11 protein-coding genes are annotated in these 14,494 nt (G+C 72.0%); 7 read left to right on the top strand and 4 right to left on the bottom strand.

The window, feature by feature from the left end; translation table 11 throughout:
- Positions 1-109: 109 nt before the first annotated feature.
- The 3 genes from C7Y72_RS07970 to C7Y72_RS07960 form a co-directional block, all read right to left on the bottom strand.
- Positions 110-1,297: a CaiB/BaiF CoA transferase family protein gene (locus C7Y72_RS07970; protein WP_107568232.1), complete on the bottom strand. Its 1,188-nt coding sequence runs from the start codon at positions 1,295-1,297 to the stop codon at positions 110-112.
- Positions 1,298-1,318: 21 nt separating this feature from the next.
- A complete protein-coding gene (locus C7Y72_RS07965) occupies positions 1,319-2,809 on the bottom strand; it encodes an aldehyde dehydrogenase family protein (RefSeq protein ID WP_431844373.1) in 1,491 nt (496 codons plus the stop codon).
- A 162-nt stretch (positions 2,810-2,971) separates the two neighbouring features.
- Positions 2,972-3,505, bottom strand: a complete 534-nt coding sequence (locus tag C7Y72_RS07960) for a TetR/AcrR family transcriptional regulator (protein ID WP_158276719.1) — start codon at positions 3,503-3,505, stop codon at positions 2,972-2,974.
- Positions 3,506-3,624: 119 nt separating this feature from the next.
- On the opposite strand from C7Y72_RS07960, the gene C7Y72_RS07955 reads away from it, so the two are divergent.
- From C7Y72_RS07955 to C7Y72_RS07930, 6 genes are all read left to right on the top strand, one after another.
- A complete protein-coding gene (locus tag C7Y72_RS07955; RefSeq protein ID WP_107568229.1) occupies positions 3,625-4,668 on the top strand; it encodes an LLM class flavin-dependent oxidoreductase in 1,044 nt (347 codons plus the stop codon).
- Positions 4,662-6,182: an MFS transporter gene (locus tag C7Y72_RS07950; protein WP_158276718.1), complete on the top strand. Its 1,521-nt coding sequence runs from the start codon at positions 4,662-4,664 to the stop codon at positions 6,180-6,182. The genes C7Y72_RS07955 and C7Y72_RS07950 overlap by 7 nt, the downstream gene beginning before the upstream one ends.
- A gap of 87 nt (positions 6,183-6,269) precedes the next feature.
- Positions 6,270-6,887, top strand: coding sequence for a TetR/AcrR family transcriptional regulator (locus C7Y72_RS07945; RefSeq protein WP_107568227.1), 618 nt, complete (start codon positions 6,270-6,272; stop codon positions 6,885-6,887).
- A gap of 114 nt (positions 6,888-7,001) precedes the next feature.
- The gene (locus C7Y72_RS07940) at positions 7,002-8,024 is read left to right on the top strand and encodes a BtrH N-terminal domain-containing protein (protein WP_107568226.1); all 1,023 of its coding nucleotides are present in this window, start codon (positions 7,002-7,004) and stop codon (positions 8,022-8,024) included.
- Complete coding sequence (locus tag C7Y72_RS07935) at positions 8,021-9,439, top strand: MFS transporter (protein ID WP_107568225.1); 1,419 nt, start codon at positions 8,021-8,023, stop codon at positions 9,437-9,439. Before C7Y72_RS07940 ends, C7Y72_RS07935 begins: the two co-directional genes overlap by 4 nt.
- A 32-nt stretch (positions 9,440-9,471) precedes the next feature.
- A complete protein-coding gene (locus C7Y72_RS07930; RefSeq protein ID WP_158276717.1) occupies positions 9,472-10,365 on the top strand; it encodes an MBL fold metallo-hydrolase in 894 nt (297 codons plus the stop codon).
- A 36-nt stretch (positions 10,366-10,401) separates the two neighbouring features.
- On the opposite strand, the gene C7Y72_RS07925 is transcribed toward C7Y72_RS07930, so the two are convergent.
- Positions 10,402-11,022 carry a TetR/AcrR family transcriptional regulator gene (locus C7Y72_RS07925; RefSeq protein WP_107568223.1) on the bottom strand — a complete coding sequence of 207 codons (621 nt, stop codon included), beginning with the start codon at positions 11,020-11,022 and terminating at the stop codon, positions 10,402-10,404.
- Between the two features lie 100 nt (positions 11,023-11,122).
- On the opposite strand from C7Y72_RS07925, the gene C7Y72_RS07920 reads away from it, so the two are divergent.
- Entirely contained in the window at positions 11,123-14,422 is a 3,300-nt protein-coding gene (locus tag C7Y72_RS07920; protein WP_158276716.1) for an MMPL family transporter, read from the top strand.
- Positions 14,423-14,494: the final 72 nt, after the last annotated feature.

Raw genomic sequence — 14,494 nt, 5'->3', positions numbered from 1 at the left:
CCTGAGCCTCCGACTGTACCGCCGGATCGCGCGCGGCACGGCCGAGTGGACGCCTGGTCCTTCGGGGAAGGATCAGCGGTCCACGGCGCGCCGCGACGGACCGGGCGCGTCAGGTGCCGGAGCGGCGCAGCGCGGCGCGCACCGCGGCGTCGTGCTCGCCGAGCCCGGGCGGGCGGGCCGCGGGCGGCAGCGGCGCCCCGTCCAGCCGGATCGGCGTGCGCAGCTGCGCGACCTCGCCACCGTCGGCACCGGGCACCGCGGTGACGAGCCCGGCGCGCGTGTCCGGATCGGCGAGCATCCCGGCGACCGTGTTGATCGGCGCGGCCGCGACCCCGGCCTCGTTGAGCGCGACGACCCACTCGGCGCACGGGCGCCCCGTGAGGCGGGCCTCGATCGCGGCCGCGAGCGCGCCACGGTGCCGGACCCGGTCGGCGTTCGTGGCGAACCGCGGGTCGTCGGCGAGCTCCGGCGCGCCGATCACGGCGAACAGCCGCGCCGTCTGGCGATCGGAGGTCGCTGCCAGGGCGATCGGCGTGTCCTGCGTGCGCAGCACCTCGTAGGGCGCGATGCTCGGGTGCGCGTTCCCCAGGGCCCGGGGGGTCGCGCCGCCGACGAGGTGGTTGGCGGCCTGGTTGCTGAGCAGCGAGCCGCACGCCTCGGCCAGCGACACCTCCACGCGACCGCCGCGGCCGGTCGCCTCCGCGCGGCGCAGTGCCGCGAGCACGCCGATCGTCGCGTACAGGCCCGCGCTCAGGTCGGCGATCGGCACGCCCGCCTTCGTCGGCGTGTCGGCGTCCGGCCCGGTGACCGACAGGATCCCGGCGTGCGCCTGCACGACGAAGTCGAGGGCCGGCCACGCCGCGCGCGAGCTGTCGCTGCCGTACCCGGAGATCACCGCGTGCACGAGCCGGGGGTTGGCCGCGGTGAGCGCCTCGTCGCCGAGGCCGAAGCGGTCCATCGCGCCGGGGAGGAAGTTCTCGACGAGGACGTCGGCGTCGGCGACGAGCTGCAGGACGAGCGCGCGGCCGTCCGGCGCGGCGAGGTCGGCCGTGATGCCGCGCCGGCCGCGGTTGCAGACGTGGAAGTACGCGGCGTCCCCGCCGGGCGCGAACGGCGGGCCCCAGCGTCGGGTCTCGTCGCCGACGCCGGGCCGCTCGACCTTGATGACGTCGGCGCCGAGGTCGGCGAGGATCTGCGCGCTGAACGGGCCCGCGAGGATGCGGGAGAGGTCCAGCACGCGGACGCCCGCGAGGGGTCCCCCGCGGGCGTCGGACGGATCGGGCGGCGGCCAGGGCATGGCCGCCGAGGATCGCAGGCCCTACTCGGCGGGCGTCGACAGCAGGATGTCGAAGATGTGCCGATCCAGCGACGTCGTGAGGTCGACGTGCATGTGCTTGGCCTCGGTGTACTCGTCGAGGGCGCCCTCGCCGAGCTCGCGGCCCGCACCGGACTGCTTGTAGCCGCCGAACGGCAGCGCCGGGTCGACCTGGTGCCAGTTGTTGATCCAGATCGTGCCGGCCTGCAGCTGGTTGCCGACCTCGACCGCGGCCTCGTAGTCGGTGGACCACACGCCGGCCGTCAGGCCGTAGCTCGAGTCGTTGGCGATCGCGATCGCCTCCTTCACCGTCGAGTACTTGATGACGACCATGACCGGGCCGAAGATCTCCTCGCGGGCGATCTGCATGTCGTTCGTGACGTCGGTGAAGATCGTCGGCTCGATCCACCAGCCGCCCTCGAAGCCCTCGACCGTCGCGGCGTTGCCGCCCAGCGCGACGGTCGCGCCGTCGGCCTTCGCCTTCTCCATGTAGTCGACGATGCGGTCGCGCTGGCGCTCGGAGACGACCGGGCCCATGTCCGTGTCGTAGTCGGCCGGGTCGCCGAGCTTGATCGTCGACGCGCGCTTGACCATGCGCTCGACGAGCTCGTCGTGGATCGACTCGTGGACCAGGATGCGCGTCGACGACTCGCAGATCTGGCCGCTGTAGAGCATGCAGCCGAACAGGGCGCCGTCGGCGGTGATGTCGAGATCGGCGTCTGGCAGCACGATGGTCGGCGCCTTGCCGCCGAGCTCGAGCGTCACCTTCTTCACGGTGCCGGAGGCGAGCTTCATGATCTCGCGGCCGACCGCGGTGGAGCCGGTGAAGCCGACCTTGCCGACGTCCGGGTGCGAGGCCAGGCGCGCGCCGACCTCCTTGCCCTCACCGGACACGAGGTTGAAGACGCCGGGCGGGACGCCGCACTCGTGCGCGAGGCGTGCTAGGCGCAGGAGCGAGAGCGGGGTCTTCTCGTCGACCTTGACGACGATCGAGTTGCCGGCGGCGAGCGCCGGGCCGATCTTCCAGATGCCGAGCACCAGCGGGAAGTTCCACGGGACGATCGCGGCGCAGACGCCGATCGGCTCGCGGCGCACGCGGTTCATCGACATCGTCGGGTAGGCGACGGTCGGGACGTCGCGCTCGAACTCGTACTGCTCCGCCTGGTCGGCGAAGTAGAGGAAGTGGCCGGACGCGAGGCCGACGTGGAAGCCGGTCGCCTGGCGGACGGTCGCGCCGTTGCAGATGATCTCGTCCTCGATGAACTCCTCGAGCTCGAGGGCGATGCGGTTGCCGATCTCGCGCATGATCGCCGCGCGCTCTTCCTTGGGCTTGTTCGCCCAGACGCCGGACTCGAAGGCCTTCTTGGCGGACTCGACGGCCTGGTCGGCGTGCTCCACCGTGCCCTTGGCCATGGTCACGACGAGCTCGTTCGTCGCGGGGTGCCGGATCTCGAAGACCTGGTCGGAATCGACGTCCTGCCCGTCGATGAACATCTGATGGTGCTTCACGCCAACGGTCGCCACTGGGGTCTCTCCTCTGCTCCTGGATGAACATCCCCAGCCTCCCCGAGTGCACCCGGGGACACCACCGTCCCCCGGGGGAGATGCGTGCCACCTTCGGGGTGGGGCGTGCGGGCTGACGTCGCTCCCGCGCCATCACCGACGGATGCGGCGGCCGACGGCTGCGATCGTCGTTCTGATCGACGACTGCGACTCGCCTTCCGTCCATGACAGGAGGAGTCCACGCACCATCGCGGTCATGGCCGGGGCAACATCTTCGGCCGCTTCCGGCGCCTGGCCGAGCGCGACAAGCTCGCGACGAAGCAGATCCGTGTAGTCGCGGGTCATGCCGTCGACGACCTCGCGGACGCCCGTCTCGTCGCTCGCGAGGATCACCACGTACGCTTTGACCAGCGCGGGCTCCGAGCAGATCCCTTCCCAGACCGCGGTCAGCAAGCGGGCCTCGGACCGCTCGGCGGCGGGGACCGCTGCCAGTTCGTGCTCGATGGTGGCGGCGACCCTACCGGCAGTACGGCCGACGACCTCGGCAAGGAGTGCCTCTCGCGACTCGAAGTAGTAGGCGAGAACACGCTTGTCGACTCCGGCCTCGGCCGCGATCCGTCGGGTCGTAGCGCGCGAGTGCCCCTCTTCCGCGATGACAGCCTCGGCGGCGTCGAGGATGCGCAGCATGGTCGTCCGGCCTTTCGTCGTCCTGGCTGCGTTTCCCGACATGCGGAGGGAGCGTACGGCGTGACCGCGTCCGCGGATAAATTTCACCAACTGCCGAATTTTCGGTCTAGGCTGTTGCGATGACACAGGCAGACACTCGGGGCCTCGGCCTGCTGATCACCGGCGGCGGCGGACTGCGCGAAATCGCCGAGAGCGCGAAGCTCGCGGAGGAGGCAGGGTTCAGCTCTGCTTGGGCGACGGAGTTCTACGACCGGTCGGCCACGCTGTCGCTCGCTGCGATGGCTGCGGCCACGACGCGGATCACCGTCGGGTCGGCGATCGCCTACGCCTTCGGGCGCACGCCGCTGGTCTGGGCTGCCGAGGCACGCGATCTCGACGAGCTGTGCGATCAGCGCCTGGTCCTGGGCCTGGGTACCGGGACGCGCCGGATGCAGCAGGACTGGCACGGCCTCGATGGTGAGCATCCCGCCCCGCGGATGGAGGAGCTGGTGCCGCTGATCCGCCGGGTCCTCCGCCTGCACGAGGGTCCGATCGCGCACGACGGGCGCTTCTACCGGCTGCACTGCAAGCCGACCGCCTCGGTGCTTCCACCGCCGCGGGTCGACCTCCCGATCTACCTCGCCGGAGTCAACCCGCGGATGATCGAGGCGGCGGGGCGCGTCGGTGACGGCCTGGTGGGGCATCCGCTCTTCACGGCTGAGTACGTCCGGGACGTCGTGCGCCCCGCGCTCGGGAAGGGGGCGGAGCTCGCGGGCCGTGACTCGGCCGTGCCGATCGCGGGGTACCTGACGTGCAGTGTGGATGAGGACCGTGACGCCGCGCGCCTCGCCGCCAGGGCGACGGTCGCGTTCAACTCCACGGTGAAGACGTACCGCGTGATCCACCGCCATCACGGGTGGGAGGAGCACGCCGAGCGGATCCGGGACTTGTGGATGGCGGGGGACTTCGAGTCCGCGGTGCACGCGGTCCCCGACGAGATGCTCGACACGATCGCGCTCGCCGGTACGCCGGACGAGGTCCGCGCGCGGTACGCGGAGCGGTGGGCCGGGGTCTACGAGACGACGCTGCTGTGGCCTCCCGCGTTCGCCGGCGCGGGCATGGACGCCGTTCGCCGCGTCGTCGATGCGTTCCGTCCGGTGCTCGCCGCGGACGCGTCGTGCTGACTCCCCGGCGGGCCACGTGGGCGCTTGTCGTCCTCTGCGCGGCGGTCAGCCTGGTCATCGCTTCGATCACCTCCCTGTACATCGCCGGCCCGGAGATCGCACGCGACGTCGGGGCGACCCAGACCGAGCTCACGTGGATGATCGACATCTACACCCTCGTGATGGCCGGACTGCTCCTGCCAGCCGGCGCTCTGGGTGATCGGTTCGGGCGGCGCGGCGTGATGATCGTCGGCCTCGCGGTGTTCGTCCTCGGCGCGGTGGTCCTGCAGCTCGTGGACACGCCGGGCGGGCTGATCGGAGCGAGGGCGGTGCTCGGCGTCGGCGCCGCGCTGATCCTTCCGTCGACGCTGTCGCTCATCACGAGCACGTTCCCGCCCGAGATGCGGGACCGCGGTGTGTCGACGTGGACCGCCGCGTTCACGATCGCCGGCGTGCTCGGCGGCTCGCTCGCGGCCGTGCTGCTGGAGTTCTTCTCATGGCGGTCGGCGTTCTGGAGCATCCTCGTGGGCGGGGTGATCGTCCTGGCCGCCGCACCGACGATCGCGACGTCCCGCGACGAGGAGACCCCCGCACTCGACCTCTGGGGGGCGCTCGCGTCGATCGTCGCCGTCGCGGCCCTGGTCTACGCCTTCATCCAGGCCGGAATCGACGGCTGGACCGACCCGGTCATTGTCGGAGCGCTCGCCCTCGGGGTCGTGGCGACCGTGCTGTTCGTGGCGCTGCAGCTCCGCCGCCGCCAGCCGCTGCTCGATGTCCGCGTGTTTTCCGATCGCGCGTTCGGCGTCGCCGCCTTCACGGTGTTCATGGCGTTCGCCGCGGTCTACGGCCTCGCGTACCTGATCATCCCGTTCCAGCAGATCGTCCTCGGCGACTCCGCGCTCGTCGCGTCTCTGCCGATGGGGGCCACCGCGATCTCGATCATCCCCATCACGATCGTCGCCCGACGCGCCACCGAGCGCTTCGGCCTGCGCGCGATCGTCGTCGTCGGATGCCTGCTGAACGCCGCGGGGTTCGCGATCCTCGCGACCGTCTCGGCCGACGGGCCCGTGTTGACGCTCTACGCCACCACCATCACGATCGGCGCGGGCCTCGGGCTCGCCATGGTTCCCTGTACCGAGGCGATCATCTCAAACGTCCCTGCGAGCAAGCAGGGGGTCGCCGCGTCGGTCAACCACACGACACGCGAGGTCGGCACGACGCTCGGCGTGGCCCTTTTCGGAGGGCTGCTGTCGGGTATCTACTCCGACCAGATGCGGGCAGCCACCGAGGTCCTTCCCGCGCCGGTGCGCGAGGCCGCGAGGGAGTCGGTCGCCGCAGCGCTCCAGATCGCGGCGACGGCCGGGCCCGAGGGCGCCGCGATCGCCACCAGCGCTCGCGAGGCGTACGCGCAGGGCATGCAGCAGACCTCGCTGGTCATGGTCGCGATCATGGTCGTCTGCGCCGCGATCTGCGCAGCCTGGGCTCCGCGTCGGGCCCCGAGGACCCTCTCCGCCGAGCTACCGGCAGGCGCGTGAGCACTGCGTTCGTCGACCGCCCGCCCGGACACGCCGCAGAACCGCCCGCGGGGCTTGGCCGACGAGCGAGGCACTACGCTGACAGCGGTGCGGGCTGCGGGCGAATTGACGAAGAAGGGCCAGCGGCGCGTCGAGGAGATCATCGAGGCCACGCTCGTCTGCCTCGCCCGTGATGGGTACGCGCAGACCTCGCTGCAGCGCGTCGCAGACGAGGCGGGCCTCCACAAGCGCGGCGTCCTCTACTACTACGGCACGCGCGAGCAGCTGTTCGACGCCGTGGTGCGCCGTCTCGGCGACCGGCTGTTTGACCAGCTCGAGACCGAGTTGGTGACCCTCGACGAGCCGATCGCCATCGTCGAGCAGGGCTACGCCACCCTGTGGGGGACCGTCACCACGGACCGCGCGCTGTTGGTCGCGTGGTTCGGGTTGCGCGCCGAGGCCGTCACCAACCCGACACTGGCGACGACGGCGAACTACCTCGTCGACCGCTTCCGCGCGCTCGTCGGCCGTCTGATCGATGACCTGCTGAGGCGCGGCGGAACGCTGAACCTCGAGCGTGGTTCCCTGGAGGTCCTCGTGTTGGCCTGCACGCAGGGTCTCATCCTCGACTTCCTCGAACGCGGCGAGACCCCCGATCTGCTTCATGCGATCAAGGACTTCCAGGGATGGCTCGCCACCGTGGCGGTCCGACCGGCCGGGACCTGAACCACGATCGACGCCTCGTAGCCACGCGCCCGTGCGCGCCCTGTTCGAACTCCGCCGTTCAGAACGCCGGCACAATTATTCACCGAGCGGTGTAGAAAGGTCTATGCTGCCCCGATGAGCGCCCCCATCGCGAGTCGGCAGCTGGCCTACCCCCACCGCCTGGCCGGGCACTGCGGCTCCGGCAGCATCCGCGACCTCCTCGAGTTCCACCGTCTCGACTACGGGACCGGACCGCTGTCGGAGGGCGCGTGTTTCGGGCTGGGGGGCGGCCTGGGGTTCTTCTCCCTGGAGCTGCCGGAGATGACGCCTCCGGTCTACCTCGTCGGGCGAACGGGCGAGTTCGAGGAGGACGTCGCCACGAACCTCGGAGCTTCTCTGGAGATCCGGGAGACGGAGGACCCGGCGGTCGGGTGGCAGACGGTGCGCGACGAGGTCGACGCCGGCCGCCCGTCGATGCTCTGGGCGGACATCGCCGAGCTCGAGTACCTGCGGGTGCGCATGTCCAACACCCGGCACGACATCGTCGTCATCGGCTACGACGAGGAACAGGGCATCGCCTTCGTGGCCGACAACGACCGCGACGAGATCCAGCGCTGCTCGCTCAAGTCGCTCGCGCGCGCTCGCAGCTCGCACGGCTTTCCCGGTCCGAACCGCCACCGCGTGTTCGTGTACGACTGGCCGGAGCGCCTGCGCGACCCGCGCGAGGCGACGCGCCTCGCGCTCGGACGCGCGGTGCAGAACATGCGCCAAGACCGTGTCGAGCTGCTCGGGATGGCTGCGGCCGGCGGCGTGCCCGGAGTCGCCACGTTCGCCGAGCAGTACCGCACGTGGCCAGGCCGGTTCGGCGAGCGTACGGACGCGGCGCTCGGCGCGCTGCGCGTCCTGATCGTCAAGGCGGGCACCGGCGGCGCGCTGTTCCGCTCCCTCCACGCCGAATTCCTTCGGGATATGAGCGTCCTGCTCGACGACGCCGCACTTCGGTCCGCGGCGGACATCTACGACGAGCTCGCGGAGGCTTGGATCGAACTCGCCGACCACGCCGGCGAGCGACGTCACGGCGACGGCATCGCGACGACGCTTCGCATCGCCGAGCTCGAGCGCCACGGCGTCGAGGCGATGGAGCGCTGGGAAGGATGACCGCCCTCGCGGCTCCCCGGATGCTCTGGGGGCCGCTCGCCGCCGTGTGTCTGGCACAGCTGCTGCTGATGCTCGACGTCACGATCGTGATCGTCGCCCTGCCGGTCATCGGCGCGGACCTCGGAGCCTCCCTGGGAGGCATGCAGTGGACGATCGACATCTACGCGCTGACGCTCGCCGCGCTCATGCTCAACGCCGGGTCGGTCGCCGATCGCATCGGCCGACGCCGCGTGTTCCTCTGGGGGCTCGGGGTCTTCGGTCTGGCCTCCGCGGTCTGCGGCCTGGCGTGGGACCCGGGGTCCCTCATCGCGGCACGGGCCCTGCAGGGCGTCGGTGGCGCGATGCTCTTCGCGACCGGGCTCGCGATCCTCGGCGCCCAGTACGTCGGCCAGCAACGGGCCGTGGCCCTGGGCGTCTTCGGCGCCGTCTTCGGAGCGGCCGTGGCACTCGGACCGTTGGTCGGGGGAGCGGTGATCGAGCTGGTCAGCTGGCGCTGGATCTTCCTCGCGAACGTCCCGGTGGTGATCGCGGCCGCCGTCGTGGCACTGCGGTACGTGCAGGAGACGCGGGACCCAGAGCCGCGCCCCGTCGACTGGGCCGGTCAGCTGACGTTCACCGTCGGCATCGCGACGCTGCTCGCCGCACTGATCGAGGGCGGCGAGTGGGGCTGGGCGTCGGTCGGTGTGCTGTCGCTGTTGACGGTCGCGGTGGCCTCGCTCATCGCCTTCGTGTGGGCGCAGCGGCGGCAGTCCCGCCCCATGTTCGACCTCGATCTGGTGCGTGACCGCTCCTTCGCCGGGGCCGCGATCGCCGCGTTCGCCACCTCGGCGTCGCTGTTCGGCATGTTCGTGTACCTGACGCTGTGGTTCCAGCGGGTCCTGGGCATGAGCGGCCTGGAGGCGGGCCTTCGGCTGCTACCGGTCACCATCGTCGCGTTCGTGGCGGCAGCTGCGGCGGGACGCTTCTCGGGCCGGGTCGCGCCCCGGCTCGTCCTCGGTACGGCGCTCGCGGCGACCTCCGCCGGCCTGCTGCAGATGACGATGCTCGACGCGAGCACGTCGTGGACCGTCGCGTTCCCCGGGCTGGTGCTCTGCGGGCTGGGCTTCGGACTCGCGAACCCGACCGTCGCCTCGGTGACGCTCGCCGTCGCCCCGCCGCGCCTCGCCGCGACAGCGACGGGCATGAATTCGACGTTCCGTCAGGTCGGGGTCGCCTCCGGGGTCGCGGCGCTCGGCGCGATCTTCGACCACGCGCTCGACCAGGACCACGGCGACCTGACCGGCGCCGCGTTGCGAGCGGCCATCGCCGAGGACTACTCCGCGGGCCTGGACCGCGTCTTCGTCGTCAGCGCGCTCGTCGCCGCGGCGGGAGCGGTCCTCAGCATCTGCCTCGTCCGCGTCCGGGCCGCGCCGTGAGTCACCGGCTCGACCGCCCTGCTCCTGGGGTCGTGCGGTTCACCGTCCCGCTCGCCCTGGGATCCCCCGATCACCTCCACATCCACGTCCTGGACACCCCCGACGGTGCGCTGGTGGTCGACACCGGCGCCAAGGGCTCGGATGCGGCGCTGCACGCCGGCCTCGCCGCCGCCGACGTCCACCAGCCGGCCGTGCTGGTCACGCACGGCCATCTCGACCACTGGGGAATCGCGACCGACCTCGCTCCAGCGGTCCACGCCCACCCGGAGATCGAGCGGACCTTCGCCATCGCCGGCGGCGCTCCGTTCGGCCCCGCGGCCCCGGGGTTCCTCGACTCCGCCGCTGTCACCGAGGCGTTCGCCGGCTTCACCGGGCTTGTCGGCGACGTGCCGGAGGTCATCCCCGTTCGCGACGGTCAGACGTTCGGCGACTGGGCGGTGCTGCACACCCCCGGACACGACCCCGCCCACATCTGCCTCTACCGCGCCGCCGACGGCGTGCTGATCTGCGGAGACCTCCTGCTGCCCGGCTACACGCCCAACGTGCAGCCCTCCCTCGACGGGTCCGACGCGCTCGCGGACTTCCTCGCCTCGCTGCGGCGCGTCGCCGATCTGCCGGTCACCCTCGTGCTGCCCGCGCACGGCGACTCGTACGCCGACGCCCGGAGCCGCGCCTCCGAGCTGCTCGACCACCACGCCAGGCGACTCGAGCATCTGCGCGAAGCCCTCGCCGGAGGGCCGACACCGCTCGCCGAGCTCAGCGCCGCGACGTTCGGCAAGCGTGCCGACAGTCGCGCAGACCGGATGCTCGCGCTGATGGAGACCTACGCCCACCTCGAGCATCTTCGTCGCCACGACGAGGCGACCGAGATGCCGGACGGCCGCTGGTCGGCACCGGCGTCGCCCGCCTCGTCCGAGGGCGGGTGAAGGTCAGCGTCGCCACTGGCGGCGGCCGGTCGCCGGTCAGCTCCGGTTCCGCGGTGGAGTGCTCACCGTCGTGAGCCACCCCTGGAAGTCTCTGATGCCGGCTTGGAGCTCGGGCGTCTCGCCGCGCTCGAGGTAGTCCAGGACGAGTCCTTGAGTCCCGGCGACGATCAGGACCTCCAGCGAGGTTCGGCTGATGACCAGGACCCGGCCGCGGCCCACAGCGTCGTCGATCAGTCCGCTGATCAGCGCGCGGAGCCGGTCGGCGAGATAGCTCGCGGTGACCTGGAGGACCGGATCGGTGATCGCCTCGGCGCGCAGGCCGAACCAGGCGACCAGGAGCGCGCGATCGGTCGTGATCGCCGCCCAGAGCTCGGTGTACCCCGTGGCCACGATGTCGGCCGGCTCCTCGAGTCCGGTGAGCGCCTCCTCCAGACGGTCGAACAACCGATCGCCCAACGTTCGCACCACCGCGTCGAACAGGTTCTCGCGCGACCCGTAGTAGTAGAGGACGACCCGCTTGTGCAGACGAGCCTCGTCGGCGACGCGCTGGATCGACGTCGCGGCGTACCCGTCGCGCGCCAGACAGCGCAGCGCCGCGTCCAGGATCTCCGACACGCGCAGGGCGCCTTTGGGGGTGAGATCGCCGGCGGCGCGCACTGCGAGCGAGCCTATCGCCCGAGTGCGGAAACGAATGTCGGAGAAAAACCACCAACTGGTACGTTCTCGTCATGGACGCCGCCACTACCCCGACCGATTGATGCGCCTCGCCGGCTTCGCGCTCCGCCGCCCGAAGGCGACGCTCGGTGTCTGGGTGCTGGTCACGCTCGCGCTGTCGCTCAACGCCCTGTCGTTCGAGGATCGCCTCTCCCCGAGCACCGTCGACGTCCCGGGCAGCTCCAGTGCACGGGCGCAGGCGGTGGCCGAGCGCACCTTCGGCATCGAGGCGTCGATCCCGATCGTGCTGGAGGGTCCGCAGCAGCAGGTCGACCGTCAGGGCGCCGCTCTCGCGCAGGTCCTTCGCCGGGACACCGGGCTGCGCGTGCTCTCGCCCTGGGATGAGGACGCCCAGGGAATCCCCGAGCTGCGACCGACGCGCGGTGCCGCGCTGATCCTGGTGCTGGCCAAGGCGCAGAGCACCTTCGCGGGGGAGACCGGCCAGGCGATCAGGGAGACCGTCGACACGTCGGTCGACAAACCGGTCCGCGCATCCGTCACCGGGTTCTCCCTCGTGGGCGGGGACCTGAAGGACGAGTCCCTGAAGGCGGCCAGCGATGCCGCCCTCCTCGCCGTCCCAGTCCTGCTGCTGGTCCTGCTGCTGGTGTTCCGGTCGCCGATAGCGGCCGCGATCCCGGCGCTGTTCGGGCTGGCGGCAGTCACGTCAGGATTCGGGCTCGTCGCGCTGGTGGCGACCTTCACCCCGATCACCGACGTCGCGAGCTCGTTGACGGAGATGATGGGCCTGGCCCTGGGGGTCGACTACTCGCTGCTGCTGGTGTCCCGCTTCCGCGAGGAGCTGCGCCGCGGAAACTCCCCGCGCGAGGCCGCCGCAGCGGCCGCAGACACCGCTGGGCGAACCGTGGTCTTCGCCGGGGTGACGCTGATCGCGGCAATGGTCGTCGCGATGGCGCTCTCCCCGGGGGATTTCCTGCTCTCGGCGGCGGCGAGCGTCGCGCTCGTGGCGTTCCTCAGCGTCGCCGGCTCGTTCCTCGCCGCACCCGCGCTCCTGCTGCTCGTCGGTCACCGGATCGACCGCTGGCGGATCGGCAGCGAACCGCGGGACGGCGGCGGGTGGGCGCGGTTTGCCGACGCGGTCCAGCGGCGGCCGCTGCTGACTGCGGGCCCCGCGCTCGCCGGCCTGCTGCTGCTGTCCGTCCCGGCGCTGGGGCTGACGACCGGCCCGCCCGACGTCCGGACGCTCCCCTCCGACAGTCGCGCACGCATGGACACCGTCCGGACCGCCGAGGTGCTGGGCGCCGGCTGGACGGCCCCGTTCGAGGTCTACGTCTCCGACGACACCGGTCCGATCACCTCCCCCGAGCGACTGCGCGCCATGGCCACCTGGCAGCGACAGATCGCGAAGCTGCCCGGCGTGCGAACCGTCATCGGTCCCGGCGCGATCGTCGAGCAGGAGCCCCGACTGCTCACCGCCGACCGACGAGCCGCCCGCGCCACCGCGGACCTCCGCAGGAGCGGCCGCGACGCCCGCAAGCTCAGCCGCGGCCTCGGGCGGGCCCAGCGTGGCGTCGGTGATCTACGCGGCGGGCTGCGCGACGCCCGCACCGCGGCCGACCGGATCGCCGCGGGCGCCGGCACCGGCTCAGGCGGCGCCGAGACCCTCGGCGCCGCCCTGCGGCGCGCACGGGACGGAGCCCGCGAGCTGCGCACCGGCCTCGCGCAGGCGCGCGCGGGCTCCTCACGCCTCACTGCAGCCCTCGTCGACGCGCGCAAGGGCACCGCAGCTCTCGCCGACGGCCTCGACCGGGCGCGCCCCGGTGCGCGCAAGCTCCGCGACGGCGCCGCGGCACTCCGCGATGGTCTACAGCAGGGCCGCGGTCAGCTGCAGCAGCTGACGACTGCGTCGCGGGAAGCCCAGGGCGACGTCGACGCGCTCCTCCGCAGCCTCTCGACGATGACCATCGGGCGAACGGACCCGCGCTACCGTCAGGCACTCGAGCGGGCCGGCCGCCTGTCCGCCTTCTTCTCCGGCAAGGACCCACGCGACGGGCGGCAGATCGACCCGGCGTATCCGGGTCTTCCGTCGAGCCTGACGGCGGCAGACGACCAGATCGGCCGCGCGATCGACGGCGCCGACGCCCTCACCGGCGGCGCCCGCCAGCTCCTCGACGGCCTCACGAAGCTGCGCGGCGGAGCCCTGCGGCTCGGCGACGGCGTCGGTCGGATCGCCGGCGGCGCCGAGGATCTGGAGAAGGGCCTCCGGCGCATCGAGAGCTCTACCGCGCAGCTCCCCTCCGGCCTTGACGCCCTGGCCGGCGCCACCGACCGCCTCGCCGGCGGCATCCAGCGCCTGCAACGCGGCAGCGACCAGCTCGCCGATGCACTGGGCCAGGGTGCAGCCCGCAGCGCGACGCTGCAGAACGGTCTCGGCACCGCCCGCGATCGGACACGTCGTGCGGCGGCACGCGGTGACGAGGGCAAGGAGATCGCACGGCTGCGCGACCGCTCCCCCCGGCTGCTGGACTCCGGCTACTTCGTTCTCGCGGCACTGGACGGCAGCAGCCGCGGCGCCCGAACCCAGGCGGGGTTCGCCGTCAGCCTCGACGGTGGCGGGCAGGCCGCCCGCATCACCATCGTGCCCGACAGCGGACCCAACGCAGCCCGCACCCGCGCCCTGAACGACCGGCTGCAGGGAGAAGCGGATCGGCTGGCGGCCGCCACGGCAGCCCGGGTGGACGTCGGCGGCGTCGCCGCGCAGCTCACCGACTACCAGCGCGCGCTGGGGTCCACCCTGCCACTGCTCGTCGTCGCGCTGAGCATCATCACGTTCCTCGTCCTCATCCCCATCCTGCGCGCGATCGTGCTCCCGGCGTTGAGCGTCGTCCTCAACCTGCTCACGGTGGGCGCGTCGTTCGGCGTCGTCGCCCTGCTCTTCCAGGGCACCGACCCGCCGCTCGGCGGACCCGGCTACGCGGACATCCTGAGCCTGATCGCCATGTTCGTCGTCGTCTTCGGCCTCAGCCTCGACTACCAGGTCTTCATCCTGGCCCGGATCCGCGAGGCGTGGCAGGAGTCCGGCGACCTCCACCACGCCGTCACCCACGCGATCGACCGCACCGGACGCGTCGTCACCGGGGCCGCCGCGATCATGGCGGGCGTCTTCATCAGCTTCGCGCTCACCGACCTGACCGTCGTCAAGCAGACCGGCATCGGACTCGCCACCGCCGTCCTGATCGACGCGACGATCGTCCGCATGGTCCTCCTCCCCGCAGCCCTACGGCTGACTGGCCGCACGACCTTCTGGATGCCCGGTTGGCTCGACCGAGCACTCCCGACCCTCGACGTCGAAGGAACCAACCGCCCATCTCGCGCCGCCGGCTGAGTTCGTGGGGCCCTGCGGACATCCCCAGGGTCCGACGCGCCCGCGGACTTCCTCGCCTCGCTGCGGGACGTC

The sequence above is a fragment of the Paraconexibacter algicola genome, assembly GCF_003044185.1.
Taxonomy (GTDB): Bacteria; Actinomycetota; Thermoleophilia; order Solirubrobacterales; family Solirubrobacteraceae; genus Paraconexibacter; species Paraconexibacter algicola.
The sequence above is the reverse complement of the archived record's forward strand: the minus strand, read 5'-3'. Positions and strand labels throughout refer to the sequence as shown.

Coding starts and splice junctions, on each gene's coding strand:
- C7Y72_RS07970 (WP_107568232.1), bottom strand. CDS start 1,297: ATGCCCTGGCCGCCGCCCGATCCGTCCGACGCCCGCGGGGGACCCCTC.
- C7Y72_RS07965 (WP_431844373.1), bottom strand. CDS start 2,809: ATGTTCATCGACGGGCAGGACGTCGATTCCGACCAGGTCTTCGAGATC.
- C7Y72_RS07960 (WP_158276719.1), bottom strand. CDS start 3,505: ATGCTGCGCATCCTCGACGCCGCCGAGGCTGTCATCGCGGAAGAGGGG.
- C7Y72_RS07955 (WP_107568229.1), top strand. CDS start 3,625: ATGACACAGGCAGACACTCGGGGCCTCGGCCTGCTGATCACCGGCGGC.
- C7Y72_RS07940 (WP_107568226.1), top strand. CDS start 7,002: ATGAGCGCCCCCATCGCGAGTCGGCAGCTGGCCTACCCCCACCGCCTG.
- C7Y72_RS07935 (WP_107568225.1), top strand. CDS start 8,021: ATGACCGCCCTCGCGGCTCCCCGGATGCTCTGGGGGCCGCTCGCCGCC.
- C7Y72_RS07920 (WP_158276716.1), top strand. CDS start 11,123: ATGCGCCTCGCCGGCTTCGCGCTCCGCCGCCCGAAGGCGACGCTCGGT.